Source organism: Viridibacillus sp. d25.2 (assembly GCF_055456015.2).
Map to the genome: position 1 here is coordinate 4399886 of NZ_CM196652.1, position 21456 is coordinate 4421341.

Annotated in this window: 20 protein-coding genes; 9 read left to right on the forward strand and 11 right to left on the reverse strand. The window is 34.4% G+C overall.

Translation table 11 applies throughout. The features are described 5' to 3' along the window. Window positions 1-15: 15 nt before the first annotated feature. A complete protein-coding gene (locus ACZLO7_RS21470) occupies window positions 16-864 on the reverse strand; it encodes a M56 family metallopeptidase (RefSeq protein WP_464938538.1) in 849 nt (282 codons plus the stop codon). A 3-nt stretch (window positions 865-867) separates the two neighbouring features. Continuing rightward, window positions 868-1281 carry a BlaI/MecI/CopY family transcriptional regulator gene (locus tag ACZLO7_RS21475; RefSeq protein WP_464938537.1) on the reverse strand — a complete coding sequence of 138 codons (414 nt, stop codon included), beginning with the start codon at window positions 1279-1281 and terminating at the stop codon, window positions 868-870. A gap of 209 nt (window positions 1282-1490) precedes the next feature. Between ACZLO7_RS21475 and ACZLO7_RS21480 the strand changes: the two genes are divergently transcribed. After that, complete coding sequence (locus ACZLO7_RS21480) at window positions 1491-1787, forward strand: hypothetical protein (RefSeq protein ID WP_464938536.1); 297 nt, start codon at window positions 1491-1493, stop codon at window positions 1785-1787. Between the two features lie 1034 nt (window positions 1788-2821). On the opposite strand, the gene ACZLO7_RS21485 is transcribed toward ACZLO7_RS21480, so the two are convergent. Next, a complete protein-coding gene (locus ACZLO7_RS21485; RefSeq protein WP_464938535.1) occupies window positions 2822-3274 on the reverse strand; it encodes a helix-turn-helix domain-containing protein in 453 nt (150 codons plus the stop codon). 674 nt (window positions 3275-3948) lie between these two features. Between ACZLO7_RS21485 and ACZLO7_RS21490 the strand changes: the two genes are divergently transcribed. Beyond that, the gene (locus ACZLO7_RS21490) at window positions 3949-4431 is read left to right on the forward strand and encodes a hypothetical protein (RefSeq protein WP_464938534.1); all 483 of its coding nucleotides are present in this window, start codon (window positions 3949-3951) and stop codon (window positions 4429-4431) included. A gap of 353 nt (window positions 4432-4784) precedes the next feature. Here the strand turns inward: ACZLO7_RS21490 and ACZLO7_RS21495 are convergent, their stop codons facing one another. From ACZLO7_RS21495 to ACZLO7_RS21505, 3 genes are all read right to left on the reverse strand, one after another. After that, window positions 4785-5327 carry an HPP family protein gene (locus ACZLO7_RS21495; RefSeq protein WP_464938533.1) on the reverse strand — a complete coding sequence of 181 codons (543 nt, stop codon included), beginning with the start codon at window positions 5325-5327 and terminating at the stop codon, window positions 4785-4787. Between the two features lie 198 nt (window positions 5328-5525). Continuing rightward, on the reverse strand, window positions 5526-6140 hold the full coding sequence (locus tag ACZLO7_RS21500; RefSeq protein ID WP_464938532.1) for a PH domain-containing protein: 615 nt from the start codon (window positions 6138-6140) through the stop codon (window positions 5526-5528). 88 nt (window positions 6141-6228) lie between these two features. Next, window positions 6229-7473 carry an RtcB family protein gene (locus ACZLO7_RS21505; RefSeq protein ID WP_464938531.1) on the reverse strand — a complete coding sequence of 415 codons (1245 nt, stop codon included), beginning with the start codon at window positions 7471-7473 and terminating at the stop codon, window positions 6229-6231. A gap of 148 nt (window positions 7474-7621) precedes the next feature. Between ACZLO7_RS21505 and ACZLO7_RS21510 the strand changes: the two genes are divergently transcribed. Next, a complete protein-coding gene (locus tag ACZLO7_RS21510) occupies window positions 7622-8320 on the forward strand; it encodes a response regulator transcription factor (RefSeq protein WP_464938530.1) in 699 nt (232 codons plus the stop codon). Between the two features lie 7 nt (window positions 8321-8327). Continuing rightward, on the forward strand, window positions 8328-9758 hold the full coding sequence (locus ACZLO7_RS21515; RefSeq protein WP_464938529.1) for a sensor histidine kinase: 1431 nt from the start codon (window positions 8328-8330) through the stop codon (window positions 9756-9758). A 272-nt stretch (window positions 9759-10030) separates the two neighbouring features. On the opposite strand, the gene ACZLO7_RS21520 is transcribed toward ACZLO7_RS21515, so the two are convergent. Beyond that, complete coding sequence (locus tag ACZLO7_RS21520) at window positions 10031-10693, reverse strand: DUF2306 domain-containing protein (RefSeq protein WP_464938528.1); 663 nt, start codon at window positions 10691-10693, stop codon at window positions 10031-10033. A 556-nt stretch (window positions 10694-11249) separates the two neighbouring features. On the opposite strand from ACZLO7_RS21520, the gene ACZLO7_RS21525 reads away from it, so the two are divergent. The 5 genes from ACZLO7_RS21525 (at window position 11250) to ACZLO7_RS21545 (ending at window position 17016) form a co-directional block, all read left to right on the forward strand. Beyond that, window positions 11250-13397, forward strand: a complete 2148-nt coding sequence (locus ACZLO7_RS21525) for a M28 family peptidase (RefSeq protein WP_464938527.1) — start codon at window positions 11250-11252, stop codon at window positions 13395-13397. A gap of 522 nt (window positions 13398-13919) precedes the next feature. Next, on the forward strand, window positions 13920-14648 hold the full coding sequence (locus ACZLO7_RS21530; RefSeq protein WP_427753520.1) for an amino acid ABC transporter ATP-binding protein: 729 nt from the start codon (window positions 13920-13922) through the stop codon (window positions 14646-14648). A gap of 22 nt (window positions 14649-14670) precedes the next feature. Further along, window positions 14671-15492 carry a transporter substrate-binding domain-containing protein gene (locus ACZLO7_RS21535; RefSeq protein WP_464938584.1) on the forward strand — a complete coding sequence of 274 codons (822 nt, stop codon included), beginning with the start codon at window positions 14671-14673 and terminating at the stop codon, window positions 15490-15492. A gap of 198 nt (window positions 15493-15690) precedes the next feature. Further along, the gene (locus ACZLO7_RS21540; RefSeq protein WP_464938526.1) at window positions 15691-16344 is read left to right on the forward strand and encodes an amino acid ABC transporter permease; all 654 of its coding nucleotides are present in this window, start codon (window positions 15691-15693) and stop codon (window positions 16342-16344) included. A 15-nt stretch (window positions 16345-16359) separates the two neighbouring features. After that, window positions 16360-17016 carry an amino acid ABC transporter permease gene (locus ACZLO7_RS21545; RefSeq protein ID WP_464938525.1) on the forward strand — a complete coding sequence of 219 codons (657 nt, stop codon included), beginning with the start codon at window positions 16360-16362 and terminating at the stop codon, window positions 17014-17016. A 61-nt stretch (window positions 17017-17077) separates the two neighbouring features. On the opposite strand, the gene ACZLO7_RS21550 is transcribed toward ACZLO7_RS21545, so the two are convergent. From ACZLO7_RS21550 to ACZLO7_RS21565, 4 genes are all read right to left on the reverse strand, one after another. Further along, window positions 17078-17437, reverse strand: coding sequence for a YxeA family protein (locus tag ACZLO7_RS21550; protein WP_464938524.1), 360 nt, complete (start codon window positions 17435-17437; stop codon window positions 17078-17080). A gap of 5 nt (window positions 17438-17442) precedes the next feature. After that, entirely contained in the window at window positions 17443-19353 is a 1911-nt protein-coding gene (locus tag ACZLO7_RS21555; RefSeq protein ID WP_464938523.1) for an ABC transporter permease, read from the reverse strand. Beyond that, entirely contained in the window at window positions 19340-20107 is a 768-nt protein-coding gene (locus tag ACZLO7_RS21560; protein WP_464938522.1) for an ABC transporter ATP-binding protein, read from the reverse strand. Before ACZLO7_RS21560 ends, ACZLO7_RS21555 begins: the two co-directional genes overlap by 14 nt. A 170-nt stretch (window positions 20108-20277) precedes the next feature. Then, complete coding sequence (locus tag ACZLO7_RS21565) at window positions 20278-21423, reverse strand: VanZ family protein (RefSeq protein WP_464938521.1); 1146 nt, start codon at window positions 21421-21423, stop codon at window positions 20278-20280. Between the last annotated feature and the right edge of the window lie 33 nt (window positions 21424-21456).

The window sequence follows — 21456 nt, forward strand, 5'->3', positions numbered from 1 at the left end:
AATGGGGTAAAAAATTTACGCCAAGGCGTAAATAAATAATGCACAGATGCAACTAAATATTGTTAAAGATATGAATAGCATCTTCACTGGAAGGTTCCAATGAATTTCCCTTAACGGGTCTATTATATGGCCAATCCGATAATTGACAGAGGTATCTGCAAATGATGCATAAGTAAACGGCATTTTGCCAAGTTTGCTAACTTTCAGCATTTTCAACAAGGCGCTCCCTAAGTTTACAGATGTCTGTTGTTCTTCAATCGCATATTCATCCGCTAGTAATTCCTTCACGATTTTATAATTCTGATTACACCAGTCTAATATCGGAATATACCACATCGTGGATGAACAAAGTGCCATTAAAAAAATTTTAAGAGGATCACGGTGTTCCTTATGATACATCTCATGTGAAATGACAGCAGTTAATTCATCTTCAGTTAATAGCTTCATCAATCCTGTTGAAAGAATGATCTTAGGATGTATGAATCCCATCGTAATTGCTATTGGTGTGGGATGCGAGATGACGATAAATACATCTTTTCCTTTGCAATAAGTACGATTCATATCAATTGTAAGCATTTTCTCTTTATATTGCTTAAATCTCTTCTTCATACGAATAGCATGATAGAATTGAGACCCTATTTTCCACAACATCAAAATTAACGTATAGATGACGAGCACATCAAGTATATAGTCGAGTGAGGATAATCCAATTATTTTCAGCCAGCTATGACAAGTAACAACGATATTATATTGAACGTTCCAACCAGCAAGCTTTGCGATGAAATACAAAACCATTTGCAAAAAAATCGTTCCCGAAATAACCAGTGAAGCTATGAGCATGATAGACGAATGACGTTTGTGCATACTTTACAGATCCTTTTTCAGTTCTTTGATTTTTTCCTCGAGCATAGCTACAAGATCATCATCGACATCTTCTAAGGCATTTAACATATGGCTAACTACTACATTACCAAACTCGTCCATTAGCTCATTGGTCATTTCCTTTGATTGTGTATTCAAAAAGTCTTCTCTTGAGAGAACTGGCTTATACAAAGAAGATCTACCTTTTGTTTTTTTTTGGAGAATTCCCTTGTCAACTAATCGATTCATCACTGTCATGACTGTGTTGAAATTCGTCAATTTTTCTTGATCGAGTACGTGTTGTACATCTTTGATAGTCATTTCTACATCGTTCCATAGGATATCCATAATCTTTGCTTCTAGGGGGCCAAAAAAGCGATTTAACCCACTTTCGTTCATTTTAAATTTTCGAATCCTCACGATGTAATCACCTCACATTACCCATTGTAGTGTTACGTTCATATCCAGTCAAGAATTGTTCTCTGAAAATCATATATCATCTTAAAGTTATAAAAACATATTTAAACTTTATTACTTTTCCGAGTTCAGAAAGTATTTTTTAGAAAAAAACTGTTAAGATATGCGTATACATTTTCTATCATGGACAGCTTAAGATTGGAGGTATCGTCATGATTGAACCAAATAACTCATCTATCTGCGCAATCACATATCATATAGTAGAACGAATTACAGGTTGGTTTGAACAAACAACAAAACGAACTACTCATCACATTCATTTATACGCCGATTCAGTTTCAACTGCTAAAAACGTATTTAAATTAGAACATATTCATGACATGTCATATAAACCTTTCTCTAGTGGCTCTGGATTATTTTATTTGCATACGAACCAAGGTGTATTTATGTTTGAAATCGAAGTGGATCCTACTCATTTTATTCAAACGTATAAAAAAATACGTAGCTAAAAAGCTAAAAATTCATTTCTATTATAGATAGTGATGCTTCCATAATTAAATATGGAGGAGCAGCCTTTTGCTCTCAGATTGAAGACAAAAGACTGTTGATTGAGCTCATTCCAACTACTTTTGAAAACCCCCTTATTTTTCCTAAATTTCAATTATTAAAATTAATAAATCGATAAAAATGTATAAGGTAGCATTTTGTTGGTTTGGAGAAGCGCCCGCTCGACTCCTGCGGGAAAGCGAGGCAGACGAGACCCTGCAGGAGCGCAGCGACGAAGCGGCTCGGCGCTCGCCCGCGGTAAGCGAGCGGTAAGCTTCGGAAAACCTGATCTAGCCTATATACAAATAAAAAGACTGTAGAAAACTCGTTTTTTTGAATTATATAAAAATAGAAGGTAGCATTTTGTTGGTTTGGAGAAGCGTCCGCTCGACTCCTGCGGGAAAGCGAGACAGAAGAGACCCTGCAGGAGCATAGCGACGAAGCGGCTCGGCGCTCGCCCGCGGTAAGCGAGCGGTAAGCTTCGGAAAACCGGATCTATCCTGTATAGCATAGAAAACAGAAGGTAGCACTTTATTGTTTGGAGAAGCGTCCGCTCGACTCCTGCGGGAAAGCGAGACAGACGAGACCCTGCAGGAGCGTAGGGACGAAGCGGCTCGGCTCTCGCCCGCGGTAAGCGAGCGGTAAGCTTCGGAAAACCGGATCTATCCCGTATAAAAATAAAAAGACTGTAGAAAAATCGTTTTTTTCAGTTTATCTCCAATCTGATAGCAATCTTGTAGTAGATTTTTCTATTTTAGTTGTTCAATTTGTGGGTAGTGCATTCAGAATTCGCTTATTCGCAATTAACTTTATATCAGTTTCTTTATCTCCTTTTATATATAAATCTTTATTTTTATTGGTGTGATTCTTAAATCTAAAGCTTGATACAGTTACTTTACTTTTCTTTTTTGACCTGAATAAAGAATGTTGCCCTTGTATAGAAATGATAACTTTGTCATTCTCGTTATAGTTGTTCTGAGTAGATTTTGTAGTATTGCTAATGGATAAAAGGATTAGTAATTTCTATATCAAAAGTATATTCAACATCTTCGTTTAATTCTTGTTTTGCAGGTAGTTTAACTTTTTTTATGTTTGTAATTTTGACATCGTCGGATGAAATAATTACAGGTTCTTTCAACCAAATGTTCAATAAAAATAACCCCAAAGTTACTGATAACCCTAATAAGGAAAAGATAGTTATATAGAGTTTCTTTTTTGTTTTTGCTGTTAGACTAATTTGTTTTACCACTTCTTTATCTCCTCGTAATAATTCGTCGAGAGGAATGTTGAATAGATCACTTATAACCACAATTTGATCCAAATCAGGGAAACTTTTTCCGTTTTCCCATTTTGAAATTAATTGTCTGGTGACATGAAAATGTTTTGCTAAATCCTCTTGAGTCATTTTCTTTTCTAAACGTTTTTCTTTTATGACATTTCTAATATCCATATGAAACCTCCTTGAGTTTAATGTAAAAAAGATTTTAAAAACATGCTAGAAATGAAAGTAAACAAAGTAAAAATACTGCGCAACAAAGTAAAACATTATATATTTTATATTCTTTAATACTCAAAAAAATATAATACAGCTTTCATGAAAATGAGTCGACATTATTTGCACATAAATGAGGGAGGCTATCAAGGTTTTTAGCATACAAATAGAGAGAGTTAGAAGAAAAATTGAATATAATTTTATGCCTTGTATATAATCTAGTCTGATAATTCATAGTTGGGATGTGATTTAATTATTTCCCGGGAAATAAGCCGAGAGTGGCTCTACGTAGGCTTTCAAAAGCATTTTAACAAAAAAGGTTTTTACATATAATAAAGGCGATGGTTCATTCATGGCGCTATTTTATCATAATGAATCTTTAGTTGAGGTTACTACTTTTCATCATGGTCTAAGGGAAGAAGAAACGAATACTTTAATATAGTACATCTACCACATTGTTCTATCATTATTCACAGGCACTCTATTATCCTCTATTGCTTCTTATAAAAGCATTCAGGTGCAATGTGAGCATTCCTGATTTATAATAATAGATAAGAAATGAATAGATAATATAAGTTTCGGGTTAAAGAGAGGCGCATATATTGCGTCATGAGTAGGTGAAAAAGGGTTTTATGTTTAAAAATAGGAAAATAAAAATCCGTGTATCTGGATGGTCAGCACTTCTGATTTTGACAATGATATTATTGCTTGCACTTTTTTTAGTGGTGACTGTGCCACTATTTGGATTTTATGGTTTGTATAATTTATTTGCTAAGTATGATTTAGCAACTATACAAATCTTCGAGCATTGGTATAGAAATGGTTTCTATTTCGGTTGGTTTTTATTACTGATTGCCGCAATGATGTTCTTAGTGGACTTCATAAATTTATTTGTCGTTGCGAGCTTCAATCTACTTTGGTCTAAACCGGTGGCAATTATTAGTTACACCGTACAAACTGCTGTTTGTGCTATCTTCTTTAAAAGTTTATTAGTAATGAGCTTTAGTCGTATTGATGTAACATGGACGGGTTCTATTATTTTATTTATACTTTTATATATTATTGTGGCCGTTTTTAGTTATGAAAAACCAGAACCATCTAATAAAAATGATTGAATGTAGTAGGAGTTTCTTTTATAGAAGCTCCTTTATTTTTTATGGAAAACAACCTTTCCAAGGGTTGACTCAACCACTAAAATTTGATAAGATTTCAATCGTTCGGTAATTATATCGAATTTTTTTATTTGGTAGATTTCGAACTTCATGTGAGTATAAACTTGTTTTTGAGCTTCTAACACTCGGTTAGCTGCTCTTTTTTTTTCGATTATTTAAATAAAAATCCGACATTTTGCCAATCAATCAGCAATGTCGGACTTTTCTATGAATATTTTATTATTATTTATTCTATAAATACTTCCTACTAAAAAATTTCCCTCTGGAGATTATCAACCCTCTAAAGGTAGAATTTATCACCACCAAAAAGTTGGATATTTTCTTGTGCTTCGCATGTTATTTATAATAAGTGCAAAAGCAACAATTATTAGTGAACCTATTAATACGGGAGTAATAATATAATGCCAACTGTAGTTTCCCAACATAATAATAACGGGGTCTGCTCCTGCTGGTGGATGTGTTGTTTTAGTAATCATGACAAGTGCTATAGCGATAGCAACTGCAAGAGCGATGGCCCATGGCTCGTTACCAAAAAGATTCAGCATGATGATACCAACTGCACTTGATAATACATGACTACCAATAATATTACGTGGCTGTGATAGTGGTCCATTCCAAAGAGCAAAGGCTAGTATGCAGCTCGAGCCAAATGGTGCCATAAACCAAAGTGTATTAGTCATTTGAGTAAGTTCAAGGAGTACAAAAATTGTGATATAGCAACAAATTAATGCCGTCATTATGTCTTTCCAATTTACTTTTAGCGGAGAATGGCCTTTACCTTTCATTTTTGTGATGTACGATAGTGTTTTTGATTTTTTTAGTGATGTAATTTGTGTCAAGTTGTTTACCTCCTGCATTTATCACTTTACTACAACTAATTGAATAATAAAGGAGTTTTAATATTTTCAATTATATTGCTAGAAGGTTCATTACTAGCATAAATGGTATATTAGATTATCTTTTTTACTCATACAAATAATCTTATCATCCATCTAATTTAAAAAAAAAGATATCCACAAGGGATATCTTCTTTTTTATTAATGATTAATATATAACTCAAATACTTCTCTGAAATCTTCTTTAACATATCGCTTTTTATTTTGTAACACCCAGTCGTTAGCGAAGCGAGCAATTTGTTCGAATGATTGGGCTGGTGTTACTACATTGCTCTCTACTTTGCCAATTGACTCTGTAGCATATGTTAGGCTGTTTTGAGCGATTTCAAAGTATTGTGTGTTGTTTTTCATCTCGACAGAAATCGCATGGAGTGCTTTATATAGATCTTTAATTTCTGTGTCGAATTTTTTGTGAATGTCGATAGACATCGGTATATTGTTAATAGTAAATTTAATTTCGATATCTAAATCAATTGTGCCTGCTGTTTCTAACATTACATCTGTAATTGTGCTGTGCTGATAGTCATAGCGCTTTAGAAGACGTTTTTTACTAATCGCATTTTCGCCGTCTACGTGAAGTAGTGCTTTATTTGTAAAGCAGTATTCGTCTGCTTTTGTTTTTATTAGAAAGTATACAACTTCTCCTGATTCGTGTAGAACGAAATCGTCGGCTTCTGTTTTGTCGAAGTTTTCTTTTGGTACGACAATCCCAATATCAGAAAGACCTAGTGCGTCTGAGGCAAATTTTTTAAGCATAAGTTATTCCTCCACTAATGGTTAGATTTTATTCTATCTTCTCTTTATACGAACTAACATTAGCACAGGTTCCATTTCTTATTGAAATTTACTTAGAACGTTTCTTACGACGATATGATGGCCACTCTCTTTCACTTGCTTTAAAGTTATAAACAGGTTTGATAATTGTTTTAATATCTACAGTATTTTGGACATTTTCAATTATTTCTTCCATTGGTTTATAAGCCATAGGTGCTTCATCAAGTGTTTCCCTATTAACTGATGATGTCCAAATGCCAGTCATTGTTTTTTGATAATCCTCAAGATTTAAGTTTCTATTTGCTTGAGTACGACTCATAATGCGCCCTGCTCCATGTGGGGCTGAATTGTTCCAATCTTCATTTCCTTTTCCATAGGCAATAATGGAGCCATCACGTATATTGATCGGAATAATGAGTTGTTCCCCTTTTTGCGCAGAAATAGCACCTTTTCGTAAAATCATGTTATCGGTATCGATATAGTTGTGAATCGAATCAAATTCTTCAACGATATGCTTTTCAAAATCTAAATGCTCGATAATAGATAGCGCGATTTGACGACGATTCCCTTTCGCAAATTGCTGTGCAAGCTTCATATCATGGATGTAATTTTGGAAATCCTCACCTTGCACATACGCAAGATCCTTTGGGATAATTGGTGTTTCTTTTTGATATTGCTTAAGGGCTTCTTGAATTTCTTGAAAGCGCCCTTGTTCCTTCAAAGTAGCGACTATTTCTGAAACGTCACGGTGTTGTATTTTTTCATATGCTAACTTTTGATAGTATGTTGCGATTTTCGCACCTACTGAGCGGCTCCCAGTGTGAATGCATAGATAAAGATAGCCTTCCTCATCTTGAGACACTTCTATAAAATGATTGCCACCGCCTAATGTACCGAGGCTAAGTTTACTTCTTTCATCATTTAGAATATGAGAAGCTACAAATTGCTTTGCCTTTGGAAAATTATTTGTGACGTATCGAATACTGTCGTTGTCATGTAAATTAGTACCAGATGGAACGTATTGTTTTATGGTATCATCAAGCTTTTGGAAATCAATGTCGATAGGTGCGATTTTTGTAACGTGTACACCACATCCCACGTCGACTCCTACTAAATTTGGTACCACCTTATCTTTCAGAGCAATAGTTGTACCAATAACACAACCCTTTCCAGCATGATAATCCGGCATAATGCGGATTTTCGCACCGTGTAAAAATGGTTGGTCACATAATTCTTGAACTTGTTCTACTGCTTTATCCTGCCTAATATGAGAGAATATTTTCGCATTTGTATGCAGTCCCTGTACTTCAATCAATTGGGTCATCTCCTTGTAATTTTTTCCGTTTTTGTAGTTTGGGTTAGTTTAACATAGAAGGTGAATGATTGGAATTATGATATGCAGTGAAAAATGGATGTGTATACTATACTTACATTATTAAAATTTTATGCCAGGAGGTTTTGTAATGAACACACAATGTATTTTATTAATAGATGATGAAGAGGATTTGGCAAGTTTGCTACAAACAGTGTTACATAAAGAAGGTTTCACAAATGTTATAACAGCCGGAACGATTCGCGATGGTTGGGCCAAATTTCAGGAAATAAAACCTGATTTAGTGCTACTAGATATTATGCTCCCTGATGGTGAAGGCTATGATTTGTGCAAACAAATTCGTGAAGTATCAAATGTCCCAATTTTATTTATGTCTGCGAAGGATGAAGAGATTGATAAGCTCTTAGGACTTGCAATTGGTGGGGATGACTATATTACAAAACCATTTAGCCCTAAGGAAGTAGCTTATCGGGTAAAGGCGCAACTAAGACGCGCAAGTTTTTCTGAGGAAAAACCAGCTTCAAAAAATATTATTGTGGGACCTTTTGAATTGAATACTGATGGTACTGAATTAAAGAAAAATGGAACAATAATTGAGTTAACAGCTAAGGAAATTGGTTTAATGAATTGTTTTATCCATAACCCAAATCAAATTTTGAGTAAAGAAACGTTATTTGAACGTGTTTGGGGAGAAGACTTTTTTGGTTCGGATAATACCGTTATGGTGCATATACGCCGATTGCGTGAAAAAATTGAGGATATCCCATCGAATCCAACATTCTTGATCACGATTAAAGGTCTTGGCTATAAATTAAATAGTAAGGGGTGATGCTAAAATGAAATGGAGAATAACTGGGCGTTTTTTATGGTCAGTTGTAATGATTGTTATTATTGTTGGCATCATCAATACTGTGCTATTAATAGGACTCCTCTTTAATCAAGCTAATTATTCAGCTATAAGCCCTTCTGATACATCTGCTGAAGAATTCACACGTTCCTTCTCTCAATATGTTGAGATAAAAAATGGCTTACCTGTTGTGAATGACGAAGGTGTAAAGGCTTTAAAGGACAAACATGCTTGGGTGCAATTTTTAGATTCTAATGGGCATCAAGTTGGTGCTTTTGAAACGCCAGATAATCTAGCTACGAGCTACTCCCCTATGGAAATAGTACAAATGTATAAATTTAAAGAAGTTGATGGAGATACTACTGTTTATATTAGTACAATGGAGGATTTGGATTATTTTATCGGTGTGGAAAATTCCAGTGTTGGACGTTATGTTTTGACCTATGATTATATGCAATTTTTTAAATTTGCTAACCTACTTTTAATAGCATTTTTAATAGTAGATGTACTAATCGCTTTGATCATTGGGTTATTATTTTCTCGCTATTTGACAAAACCACTTTACACTCTGATCGATTTCATCGGACAGCTACGTAACCGACAATTCAATAATATAAACGTGCCAAAAGGTGTTTATAAAGACGTTTTTATTAATGTAAATGAGCTTTCCAAAAAATTAAGTGAACATGAAAAAGAACGAAATCGCTTAGATCAAATGCGTGAAGAATGGATTAGTAATGTATCCCATGATATGAAAACTCCCCTTGCGTCAATTCAAGGATATGCTGAATTGATGAAAGATGATGCTGAAAATCTCACAACTAACGAAGTACAAGAATATACAACAATTATTGAGAAAAAATCTATCTATATGAAAGATTTACTCCATGACTTAAACTTAACTACTCGTTTACGTAACCAACAACTACCTATGCATTTTGAAGATATTAATATCGTGAGTTTTATGCGTGAACTGACGATTGAATTATTGAATGACCCTCAATTTGGAGAACGTCGTGTCGAGTTTGTTAATAATGTGAATAAAACCGTGCATAAAGTGGATAAAAAATTATTGAAAAGGGCCATTTTGAACTTTATCTACAACGCACTTGTGCATAACGATGAAAATGTGTGTGTAACAATAACAATTGATAACGCTTATCCACAATGCGAACAAGTTGAAAGTGGACAACCTTCATATTATAAAACACGCATAACAATTTCTGATAATGGTCGAGGCATTCCACCTGAAGATATTACACAAGTATTTGAACGCTATTATCGTGGATCAAATACGAAAAACACACTTGGTACTGGACTTGGAATGGCAATAGCTCGTGATATTATTCTCGCTCATAAAGGTGATCTTCAATTATCTAGTGTAGTAGAAGAAGGTACAACAATTATAATATTACTTTAGAGCCAGCAGGTGTATGTTGGTTTGTGCTTCCTGCTTACGCAGGCTACGAAATGATGGAGATGGAGTTAAGAGTGGGTATACAGAAATATTAGAAGTGAAACGACTAACTGGTGGATATTCTCCATATGATTTTACTGTGAAAATAAAAGAATCCATTTTGAAAAAGAGATTGAACAAAATGGATTCTTTCGTTGTGATTTAGTATACAGATTTTATAAAAAAAGTGTCATCTTCCATACCTAAATAACCTTCACGGAAGCATAAGACTTGTATCAAAGTTCGCGAAGTTGTAAATCCTCGTTTTCCTGGTGTTGCCTCACATTAAGATTTCGTTGTATAAATACTTCTGCAATAATTAAATTTGGCACCCAAGCTAACCAAGCGATAATAGCATAGCTTAATTCGAAACTTTCTAATCCAAATAGTAAGACAAACAAAGGTAGCCAAATTCTCAACGTGACAGCTGCAAAGGTTAAGGAATAGTTTCTTATCATCCACTTTTGATGATCATGAATTTTCTTTCCTTTAACTTTTACAAGCGCTTGAAACGCAGAAAATAACCATAATACGGATAAAAAACCAAACCCAAGCTTTCCCGCAAATCCCCCTGTAGCGTGAAATGCTAAATAAAGTCCTGAGATCCCTCCTAATAAAATGCCAGCCATATATATTTTCCCTATCCTTCGGTGACGCTTGATATTCTTTTTTCTAAAGTTTGTGGATAATGTAAAAGGACCAATTACTAATACTACTACACTAGTTGCAATATGTATAAAAAGCATAATGTACCAAAACGCACTCAATTTAGAAAGAAACATAAGCTTCATTTGAACAAACCCTGCTTGATATCCATCCATAATGAAATATTGAACAATGGCATAACCCGCTACTAAAATAGCAGAAATAGTAAATGTATACCAAGTGTTTTTATTCATAATCCCACTTCCTTCCAGTATTAATCATAGTTAGATTGCATCATTATTTTTCAATTTGTTGTTAAAGTAAACTGCCCCTTTAGTTGAATAAGAAAAAAGAGCCGTCTGAACAGTAGTAATCCCGTACTTAGTACACCATACATAACAACCTTACTAAATTTCCCCATTTTCTTATCCCCTAATCGAACTTTGTTTTAAATAAACAGTTATTTTTTTAAAACTTCATTTATCATCTTCTTCAATAAAAAGAAAGCCCAGTTTCTCCTGAAAAATATCAATCAATTAGAGTATTATTATCTACTAAAATGGTTAATTCAATATAATATCTAACTTTTTTATTAATTATAACAAAAAATGGATAGTAGTATGGGAGTTTTATGCTTTATGCATCACCTTTTTGAAATGTAAATATAAACTATCAAATTAGAATCACTTTATTTCCACTATTTGCATGAAAATATCCTATCTAACAATTTAAAAAAATATTGCTATTTTATTAAAACTATCGTTTAATTAGTTCTGCTTGAAAAAAATTATTGTAAAGGAATGTTGTCAATTGAACAAATTTTTCCGTGGTACACTAGCAGCAGCTCTAATTGCATCAACACTTGTGGCTTGTACACCCGCAGACAAAAAGACAAAGGTACAAGAAAAAGACGATTTAGCGGCGGTAAAACAATACTCCGATAATTATTTATCAAAAGTAGATGCTAATTATTCATTTAAATTTGCCAAAGGTCTTGAAGAATTTAAAACAAATGAAAAGCTAGGATATCGTCCAGCAGGATCTGAAGCAGAACTAAAAACTGGCGAAAAAATTGCAGATGAAATGAAGAAAATTGGGCTTACCGACGTATCAAAAGATGAATTTACAGTCGATAGCTGGACATTTGAAAAAGCAGATATGACCTTCAATACCGTTGATGGTAAAGAAAAATCAGCAGTTTTAGGTGCATATCAAACTAATTTTGATACAAAGGGAACAAAAGAATTTGATGTTGTTTATGCAAATCGTGGAACAGCAGAGGATTTGAAGAACCTTGATATTAAAGGCAAGCTAGTGCTTATAGATGTAAACCAACGAGAAGATTGGTGGGTTAGCTACCCTGCCTATCAAGCTCATTTGAAAGGCGCCGCTGCAGTTATAACAGTGCAAAGCGAAGGTTATAGTGAAGTAGATGGCGATGCTTTGAATGCACAAGATATTTGTGGGCCTGATGATGCCCCTGCATTCTCTATGTCCCAAAATAATGCCAAAGAATTAAAGAAATCACTAAAAGCAAATAACAATAAACTTAAGGTCCACTTTGATGCAAAATCTACAGTCAAATTCGATCAACCAACGTATAATTACTATGGGAAAATTGAAGGTAAAGATCCAGAATCATATATCATTCTTTCAGCACATTACGATTCTTACTTCAATGGCTTCCAAGATGACAATGCAGCGATTGCCCTAATGATGGGTGTAGCAAAAGGTTTAGTAGACAGTGGCTATAAACCTGAGAAAACAATTATCTTTAATGCATTAGCCGCTGAAGAATGGGGCGTTTCAAATACGCGTTATGACTGGTCTACTGGTGCATACAATCAGATTTTCCGCATCCATCCTGAATGGGTTGGGAAAGCATTTGCCGACATGAACTTCGAGCTTCCTGCTTATGAACATACAACGACAAATGAAATTCGTGCAGATTACGAGTTGAAAAACTTCTTAACTAAGTTTACGAAGTCTGTACCATCAGTAGACGGCGTATATAAAGACGGCATTTCTGTGGTATCACCATTACGTACTTGGTCAGATGATTTCTCATTCTCTATTGCAGGTGTTCCATCATTACGAAATGACTTCCAAGATAGTGAATTCATGCATTCTCATTATCATACACAGTACGACAATGAAGATACGTATAATGGACAAGCTTTAGAATTCAATCTGAATTTATATGGTCTACTAGCTATGCATTATGACCAAACAGCAGTAACACCACTTGACTTTACAACGAGATTAGATGCTTTGGAGAAATCTGTTAAGTCTGATGTCTTTAAGGCTGCTAAAGTTTCTTCAAAAGAGTTAACAGCTGCTATTGATAAAGCTGCTAAAGCGGCTAAAGAGATTAATGCTCAAGTAGAAAAAATTAATGCTAACTATACAAAAGCTTTAGTCTCTGGTAATGAAAAAGAAGTGAAAAAGCTCTATGCTGACAGTCGCTCATTAAATAGTAGCTTATTAGCTACTTACAAATATGCTCAAGATCAATTCGTACGTTTAACTTGGGAAGACGAACCAATTTTCCCTCATGAACACGCACAAAATAACATCTCTAACTTACAAGGTGCAATCAAAGCTCTTGAAAAAGGTAATGCTGGTAAAGCACTAGATGATTATTTATTGGCAATTGACAACAACTGGTATGGATATAGCTTTGACAAAGAAGTATTCGAATACTTCACAAATTATGTACTAGAGCAACCTGCAGATCGTTTAATGTGGGGTGCAGGTCGTATAATGGGCCACGAAAACTTATATGACACAGTAGCTTCACTGAAAAAGAAACGTGACCAAAAGAATGCAGATGTTTCTAAAGAACTATCAACTCTAAATGCAGCACTTGAAAGACAAGAGAAATTACTAAAAACTTCTGTTGAAGATGAAGTGAAGAGCATTCATGAGTTACATGCACAACTAGAAAAAATGAAATAACATTTAAACGAACTACCAAAAAGGCTGAGAGTAGAATTATACTCTCAGCCTTTTTGTATTGTTCTCTTCCGAAGTTTTTAAGTACAAATCACAGTAGCTTTTCAAACATTACTATTAAATTTCTATTTATACACACAATGTATAAATAGCGCTTACATTTGAATAATAGATTCAAATCTTACTTTACAACACCTATATTTCGCACTCAAGTGACAATTTTCTGTTATATAACAAATTATTTTTTGCATAAAAATAATTATATTAATATATTTTAATAGAAGTGGGAATTTCATATAAACTAAGTATTAATAAGTTATTGTAAGCTATTTCATTAGCAATTAAATTATATAAACATAGTTATTTTTCATTTTTATTTTTTCTGATTAAGCAGTATTTTCTGATAACTTGTTGCTAAATAAATATACATTACGTTATGATATATCTAATTACTATTGTTCTAGACGGTTAATATAGTTTTAAAAAGCGAATATTGAAGTTTTTTGGGGATTTGGGGGGAATCAAATGATAGAGTTCAAAAATGCAAACAAGTACTATGGTGATTTTCATGTCTTAAAAGACATTAATTTGACGATTAACAAAGGTGAAGTAGTGGTTATTATCGGTCCATCTGGTTCTGGTAAAAGTACATTATTGCGCTGTATTAATCGATTAGAGACCATTTCTGAAGGTTCACTTACTGTTAACGGTATTGAAGTGAATGATAAAAAAACGGATATTAATAAGCTACGTAGAGAGATTGGGATGGTTTTCCAACACTTTTATCTATATCCGCATAAGACGGTTTTAGACAATATTACTCTAGCACCAATTAAAGCATTGGGGCAATCAAAGGAAGAGGCAAAAAAAACAGCGCATGCTTATCTAAAAAAAGTAGGCATTCCTGATAAAGCAGATTCTTTCCCATCACAGCTTTCAGGTGGTCAGCAACAGCGTGTAGCAATTGCTAGGGGGTTAGCAATGCACCCAGAAATTATGTTATTTGATGAACCAACATCTGCACTTGATCCTGAAATGATTGGGGAAGTTTTAGATGTTATGAAATCATTAGCAAAAGAAGGTATGACAATGGTTGTCGTAACACATGAAATGGGCTTCGCTAGAGAAGTGGCCGATCGAATTATTTTCATCGATAAGGGGCAAATACTTGAGGATGCAGATCCAACTGAGTTCTATAAAGAGCCTAAAGAAGAACGGGCAAAATTATTCCTCAGTCGGATATTAAATCACTAATACAAAATAGGGGGACTTTATGATGTTCAAACGTAAAAAGGGGTTATTTTCAATCTTACTTTTAGCAATCATGGCTGTATTCATGTTAGCTGCTTGTGGGGACAAAGATAAGGATAAGACAACTGGCGGCAAAGATAAAGATGCATTACAAACTATTAAAGATAACGACAAAATCGTTTTTGGTGTAAAAAACGATTCAAATCTATTTGGTTTGAAAAATCCAAGCACAGGTGAAATTGAAGGCTTTGATATCGATATCGCAAAAGAAATTGCAAAAAGTATTTTAGGTGATGCATCAAAAGTTGAATTTAAAGAAGTAACGTCTAAAACGCGTATTCCAATGTTACAAAACGGTGATATTAATGCAATCATTGCAACTATGACAATTTCTGAAGAGCGTAAAAAAGAAGTAGACTTCTCTGACGTTTATTTTGAAGCAGGTCAATCTCTACTTGTTAAAAAAGGTAGCAAAATTAAATCAATCAACGATATAGATAATTCAACAAAAGTAATAGCAGTAAAAGGCTCTACGTCAGCTCAAAATATCCGTGAAAAAACGCCTAAAGCACAAGTTTTAGAATTTGAAGACTACGCTCAAGCTTTTTCGGCTTTAAAAGCTGGTAAAGGTGATACTTTAACAACTGACGACGCAATCCTTTACGGTATGGCTGACCAAGACAACAAATATGAATTAGTAGGTGGGCAATTCACTGAAGAGCCTTATGGAATCGCAGCTAAAAAAGGTAATACTGAATTAGTAGCTGCTATCAATAAAGCGTTAACAGAAATGAAAGACAGTGGCCGTTACGATGAGATCCACCAAAAATGGATTAAAAAGGACTAATCCTCCGTTCACTGTTCATCACATAACCGCTACTTGTTAAAAAATAAAAAAAGAAACTTAATAGACTTTAACAGGCAGTAAACCTACTCTAACGGATTCCTGTTAGACATTAGGTATGTACTGTCTGTTTTTCTCCATCTTTTAAAGAAGCACAGATTTTACGAAAACACACTCACGTAATTAAAGGAGTGATTCATTATGCTAGATTTTACGATATTAACAGAAAACTGGGATATGTTTGCTGAAGGCTTTAAAGTAACACTGCTATGTAGTTTACTAGCGCTTATTGGTAGTTTTTTATTGGGGACTATATTAGCGGTATTCCGAATTGCTCCGATTAAACTACTGAATTGGATTGGTACCATCTATGTTGAGTTTTTCCGTAATATTCCGCTACTGATTATTGCATTCACCATATTTGTTGGATTACCTACTCTAGGTATTTCACTAAACGGATTTCAGGCAGGTACAATCGCACTGATCATTTATACCTCTGCCTTTATCGCCGAAGCTATCCGAGCAGGTATTTTGGCGGTACATAAAGGTCAAAATGAAGCCGCTCGTTCATCAGGTTTAACTTATATTGAAACGATGCGCTATGTTATTCTGCCTCAGGCATTTAAAATTGTAATTCCACCATTAGGTAACCAATTTATAAATCTCGTCAAAAACTCTTCTATATTAAGTGTTATCGCTGCTGGTGAATTAATGTATCAAGCTGATCTAATTTCGGCTCGTACATACGTTGTTTTTGACGTATATATTATCGTTGCTTTACTTTACTTAGTTATTACTCTTCCTCTTAGTTATGGCGTTAACTACTTAGAAAAACGTCTGGCGAAGAGCAATTAGAAGGAGGTCGGGTGCATGGATTTTGCAGGTGCGTATACTCCAGATCATTTGAAATTTTTGTTAGAAGGATTTTTAGTTACATTAAAAGTTGCAGGTATTGCAATCGTACTCAGCTTCATTATTGGTGGCTTAATTGGTACAATTCGCTATGCGAAAATTCCTGTACTTTCGCAAATATTAGCTATTTTAGTAGAGCTTATTCGTAATTTACCGCTACTGCTAATCATTTTCTTCACTTATTTCGCCCTACCTGAAGTAGGTATAAAAATGACTCCTACTATGGCAGCAATTACAGCATTAACGATTTTTGAATCCGCTATGTTATCTGAAGTTATCCGAAGTGGGTTAAACTCCATTCATAATGGACAAATTGAAGCAGGTCGTTCTTCTGGTCTTTCTTATGTCCAAACTTTGTGGCATATCGTTTTACCACAGGCTTTACGGAGAATGGTACCACCTATCGTGAGTCAATTCATATCATTATTAAAAGATACGTCTCTTGCGGTAGTTATCTCATTATCAGAACTTATGCATAATGGTGGCGTGATTTATGCACAGCCAGGCGGAGACAAATATATCATGCCTATTTTTATCATTATTGCAGGAATGTATTTCGTTGTGAATTATGCTCTATCAATAATTGCACGCCGTTTAGAATTAAAAACGACGTAATAAAAAAGGGTTATCACCTTTTCGAATTTTCTTCGACATTGGCGATAACCCTTTTTTATTATTATTTTATTTTTGCTTGTGCTTCTTTTGGAATGTCTGAAAGTTGTACTTCATCATATGACGAAACGCCCTTCTCCTCTTTTACATATAGCATTAAATATGCGTCTTTACGTAAGTTTTTGCTTGCAGTGAATTCAACTGTTTTTGCTTCACCTTTAGCATTTACACTTTCTAAATTGTAATGGTAAGTTTCATATACTTTACCATCAGAAGCCTTACCTACTTCTTTCACGCCATCTTCTGTAATATGCACATAATAGTTATCTGCGTTCATACGGTTAAAATCCACATTCATTAACACTACAAGACCAATAACACCAATTAGAAAAAGTGATGCAACTGCAATTAGAAATTTTTTCATTATTATCATCCTTCGTTTTTATTATTTTGGGTAATAATTCGGTTATATGAATAAACGGTTAATACATAATAGATTCCATAAATAGCTGTGTAAGCGACCATCCATATGATGACAGGCTTAGTGAAATCCATTGAAAATAGGTTTGAAAATGCTGTTAATGCTACAGCACTATGCGCAAGACCAACTATAAGTGGGACAGCAAAAATTACGAGCACTTGTGATGCCACTGTTTTTTTCATTTCCCTTGCACTAACGCCCATTTTATAAAGCATATTGTATTGCGATTTATCTTCTTCTGCTTCTGTTAGCACTTTGAAGTAGATAATACTGCCTGTCGCTGCTAAGAATACGAGGCCTAGGAAGCTACCAATAAATAATAGTGAACCCATTCCTTCAATACTGCTTTGATAATCTTCCGGTGCGCTTGAAAATTGTGCTTCATCAGGTAATGAACTAGCAATTTCTTTCGATAAATTGGTTGTTGCATCATCTACTCCAATAGCACGGAATTGCACAGGCTTGCCCTGCTTTTCGAGTTCTTTATATTGCTCATTTGTGACTACAAGTGTCATACCTGCCTTAAAGTTTAGGACAGGGACATCATGATACCCTTTCAATGTAATCTCTGTTCCCTTTTCTGCTGTAATAGTCTTACCCGCATATTTAGGCGATAGATTTTCATGATAATCAGCATCGATAATAGTCGCTTTATTGCCTATTAATTGGAGTTCTTCTTTATCTTGAAGTTTCGCTAAATTGTTATATGTTGTTTCATCAATCACTGTGTAAATGCGTTTGTCTTCGTCGATGCCCATTGCAGATTCAAGTTGTTTCGCTTCAAATGTGACGAACAATGCAGAGACGTTTTCATCGTATATTGTCGCAGGTAATAATGATGTTACTTTGTCGTTATCAACATTCTTAGTTTGCTCGTACATAAAAGTGTTTGGATCAGCAAGCTTTACATTGTCATTAATATTGTAATAAAGACTGTAAACTGCGCCTCCAGCTGTTACTGTTGTTGCACTCAAAATTGCTATTACTGTTAGTGTGCGGGCATTACCACGAACACGGTAAAGCAACTGAGAAATAGTCATTAAGTGTAGACCTTTCCAAAGCCACTTTTCACGGCGCTTGAATAATGTTAAAACAAAACCTGTAACGCTATGGAATAGCAAGAATGTTCCTACGATAACTGTTGCTAAAATTACGAGTGGTGTAAGCATTCCTAAAATACGCCATACTTCGGAAGTTAATAAGTTTTGTAAAGCTAACCAGTAGCCAATTCCGATACTCCCTAAACCTAAAATAGCAACAACCCAAGAAGGCTTTGGTGTTACTTCTCCTTTTTTCGATGCATGGAATAAATCGATTAATTTAAATTGATATATTAAACGATAACCTTGAAATGAAGTAATAAAGAAAATGATCAAAAATACGGCTGCTGTATTTATCATGGCTTCCGTAGATAAAGTAAATGGTGCGACGACATCGTAACCCATTAAACGGATTAAAACCGTAACGAATAATTTTGAGCTAAGAAAGCCAAGGAAAACACCTATAACTAATGAAAAAATACCAAGCAATAAATTTTCAAAGAATAACATGAAACCAATTTGACGTTTTCTAACACCTAATAAAGCATAAAGTGCTACTTCCTTTTTTCTTTTTTTCATAAAAAATGAATTTGAATATGCGATGAAAATGGCCACAAAGAAAATTAATACAACGGCGGCTCCGCTCATCAGTGACCCCATTTTCTGTGAAGTCTTCGTCATCTCAGAGACGATATCGCTATATTTTAAAGTAACGAAAGTAAAGTAAATGACAATACTAAATACCATCGATGCGATATATAAAAAATATTGAGAGAAGTTTCGTGCAATATTTTTTCTTGCTAAACTAAATAATGTCATCAACCTCACCCCCAATTGCAGATAAAGTATCTAATATTTCTTGGAAAAATTCTTTACGCGTTTGATCGCGGCGGTAGATTTCCGTTGAGAGCTGTCCATCCTTAATGAATATAATGCGACGACAAAAACTTGCGGCGAAAGCATCATGCGTTACCATCATGATCGTCGATTCATTGTTCTGATTAAGTGAACTTAAGCTTTCTAGTAAATCGGTTGCAGATTTTGAATCTAGTGCACCAGTTGGTTCATCAGCTAAAATAAGTGCAGGCTCTGTAACAATTGCTCTTGCAGCAGCTGTACGTTGCTTTTGACCACCTGAAATTTGATATGGATATTGACTAAGCAACACTTCAATTCCAAAAACTTTTGCGATTTTTTGTACACGTTCTTCAATTTCTTTTGCAGGTACTTTTGCAATTGCTAGAGGTAATAAAATATTTTCTTTCACAGTAAGAGAATCTAGCAAGTTGTAGTCTTGGAAGATAAAGCCTAGATTGTCGCGTCTGAAATCTGAGAGCTCGGCTTCTTTCATATCATGAAGCCCCTTATCGTTCATGAAAATTTCACCTTCTGTAGGCGAATCGATTGTTGCAAGGAGATTTAGTAATGTTGATTTACCTGCACCTGATGGACCCATAATCCCAACGAATTCACCATGCTCAATTTGAAATGAAATATTTTCTAATGCTGTGTACGCATTCGGTGTTTTGCCATATGTTTTTTTAACATTTTCTATTTTTAATAATGCTTCCATTTGAGTCACCTCTGTTGTCATTTGTTGATATACACACTATATCGCCCCATCCTTACAACATAATTGTCGCAACCTTACAGGAACCTTAAATCTTGTTAGGGTGCCGTTAACTGTTATTTACACTAATTAAAAAAGGACTTCCAAAAATTAAGGGAAGTCCTTTTACAGCTTTATTTTCTCGTTGTGTGTAAATCTGATGCTTCATCAAAATAGAAGCGTCGTTTGCCTTTTCCAAATGCAACAAGCAAAGCATGGAAGAACAAAACAACTATTAATACTATTCCAAGTAAGCTAGTACCCAGTACTAAAAATACTTTTAATTTATAATACGGTGAACCAATCTGTAAATTCATTTGATTGAAAATGCTTAGTACAAAGAATGAAAAGTAAGTAAGATAAATAGCACCAAAGCGTTTAAACAAACGTTTATTTGTATCTATAGTGCTTACTTTGCTATCATAGCGGAAACGCATAATTTTCGAACCAATTGTATGTCCATTCCACAAGATTGGAATGACAAAAAATACAATGAAAATGAAAATAGATTTAATTAAAAAATTTATAATTAAATTTGATTCAATAAATGCGGTGCCTAGTTGTCCAAGTATATCAATAATGAAAATATCAATAAGTAATGCAATTAATACAGGTATCGCACGAACATCATCTAGAGCAGTCAGTCTTTCCGCTTTCTCATTAATGCTTTCCTTTGATGGGAACAATGCTAAAATAGCGGGTGCGATGAAGAAACCAACTATCCCACCTAGCGTATTAAGCATCAAATCATCGACGTCAAAAATACGATACGCACAATTATAAATACCGTAGATGCCTGTTACTTGGGTAATTTCGTAAAATAATGTCAATCCAAAAGTTAAGCCCAGCGCTCTTTTCCAACATTTTCTCTTTTGAAAGAAATAACGTAAGTAAACGCCCAACGGTAATAGTAATAAGAAGTTGAAAAAAGCTTGATAAAAGGCCGGCTGTTTGACTAATAATGCATATGTACTTGGCTGAGATAAAACCACTCCACTATTTTCAAACATGTCTGAAATAAAAATAAACGGCATCAATGAATAATGCTGTGTGCCTGGCTGTTGTGTAATACAAGTATTACGTGATTCTGGTAATGGTAGTAGGACTAAAAATAAAGCGCTGATAAAATAAAAAATAAATGAAAATACGATTAGCGTCGTTGATAATGGCAAGTATCCATATTTACGATATGTGTAAATAAGCCACGGTACAAAAATAACAAAGGCCAATAGGATAAATACAATCATTGCGACGTAAATTGGTTGTGTATAAGCTGACATACTCTTACCTCTTTCGTCATTTAATCATAAAAT

Coding starts and splice junctions, on each gene's coding strand:
- ACZLO7_RS21470 (WP_464938538.1), bottom strand. CDS start 864: ATGCACAAACGTCATTCGTCTATCATGCTCATAGCTTCACTGGTTATT.
- ACZLO7_RS21480 (WP_464938536.1), top strand. CDS start 1,491: ATGATTGAACCAAATAACTCATCTATCTGCGCAATCACATATCATATA.
- ACZLO7_RS21485 (WP_464938535.1), bottom strand. CDS start 3,274: ATGGATATTAGAAATGTCATAAAAGAAAAACGTTTAGAAAAGAAAATG.
- ACZLO7_RS21490 (WP_464938534.1), top strand. CDS start 3,949: ATGTTTAAAAATAGGAAAATAAAAATCCGTGTATCTGGATGGTCAGCA.
- ACZLO7_RS21500 (WP_464938532.1), bottom strand. CDS start 6,140: ATGCTTAAAAAATTTGCCTCAGACGCACTAGGTCTTTCTGATATTGGG.
- ACZLO7_RS21510 (WP_464938530.1), top strand. CDS start 7,622: ATGAACACACAATGTATTTTATTAATAGATGATGAAGAGGATTTGGCA.
- ACZLO7_RS21515 (WP_464938529.1), top strand. CDS start 8,328: ATGAAATGGAGAATAACTGGGCGTTTTTTATGGTCAGTTGTAATGATT.
- ACZLO7_RS21520 (WP_464938528.1), bottom strand. CDS start 10,693: ATGAATAAAAACACTTGGTATACATTTACTATTTCTGCTATTTTAGTA.
- ACZLO7_RS21530 (WP_427753520.1), top strand. CDS start 13,920: ATGATAGAGTTCAAAAATGCAAACAAGTACTATGGTGATTTTCATGTC.
- ACZLO7_RS21535 (WP_464938584.1), top strand. CDS start 14,671: ATGTTCAAACGTAAAAAGGGGTTATTTTCAATCTTACTTTTAGCAATC.
- ACZLO7_RS21540 (WP_464938526.1), top strand. CDS start 15,691: ATGCTAGATTTTACGATATTAACAGAAAACTGGGATATGTTTGCTGAA.
- ACZLO7_RS21545 (WP_464938525.1), top strand. CDS start 16,360: ATGGATTTTGCAGGTGCGTATACTCCAGATCATTTGAAATTTTTGTTA.
- ACZLO7_RS21550 (WP_464938524.1), bottom strand. CDS start 17,437: ATGAAAAAATTTCTAATTGCAGTTGCATCACTTTTTCTAATTGGTGTT.
- ACZLO7_RS21555 (WP_464938523.1), bottom strand. CDS start 19,353: ATGACATTATTTAGTTTAGCAAGAAAAAATATTGCACGAAACTTCTCT.
- ACZLO7_RS21560 (WP_464938522.1), bottom strand. CDS start 20,107: ATGGAAGCATTATTAAAAATAGAAAATGTTAAAAAAACATATGGCAAA.
- ACZLO7_RS21565 (WP_464938521.1), bottom strand. CDS start 21,423: ATGTCAGCTTATACACAACCAATTTACGTCGCAATGATTGTATTTATC.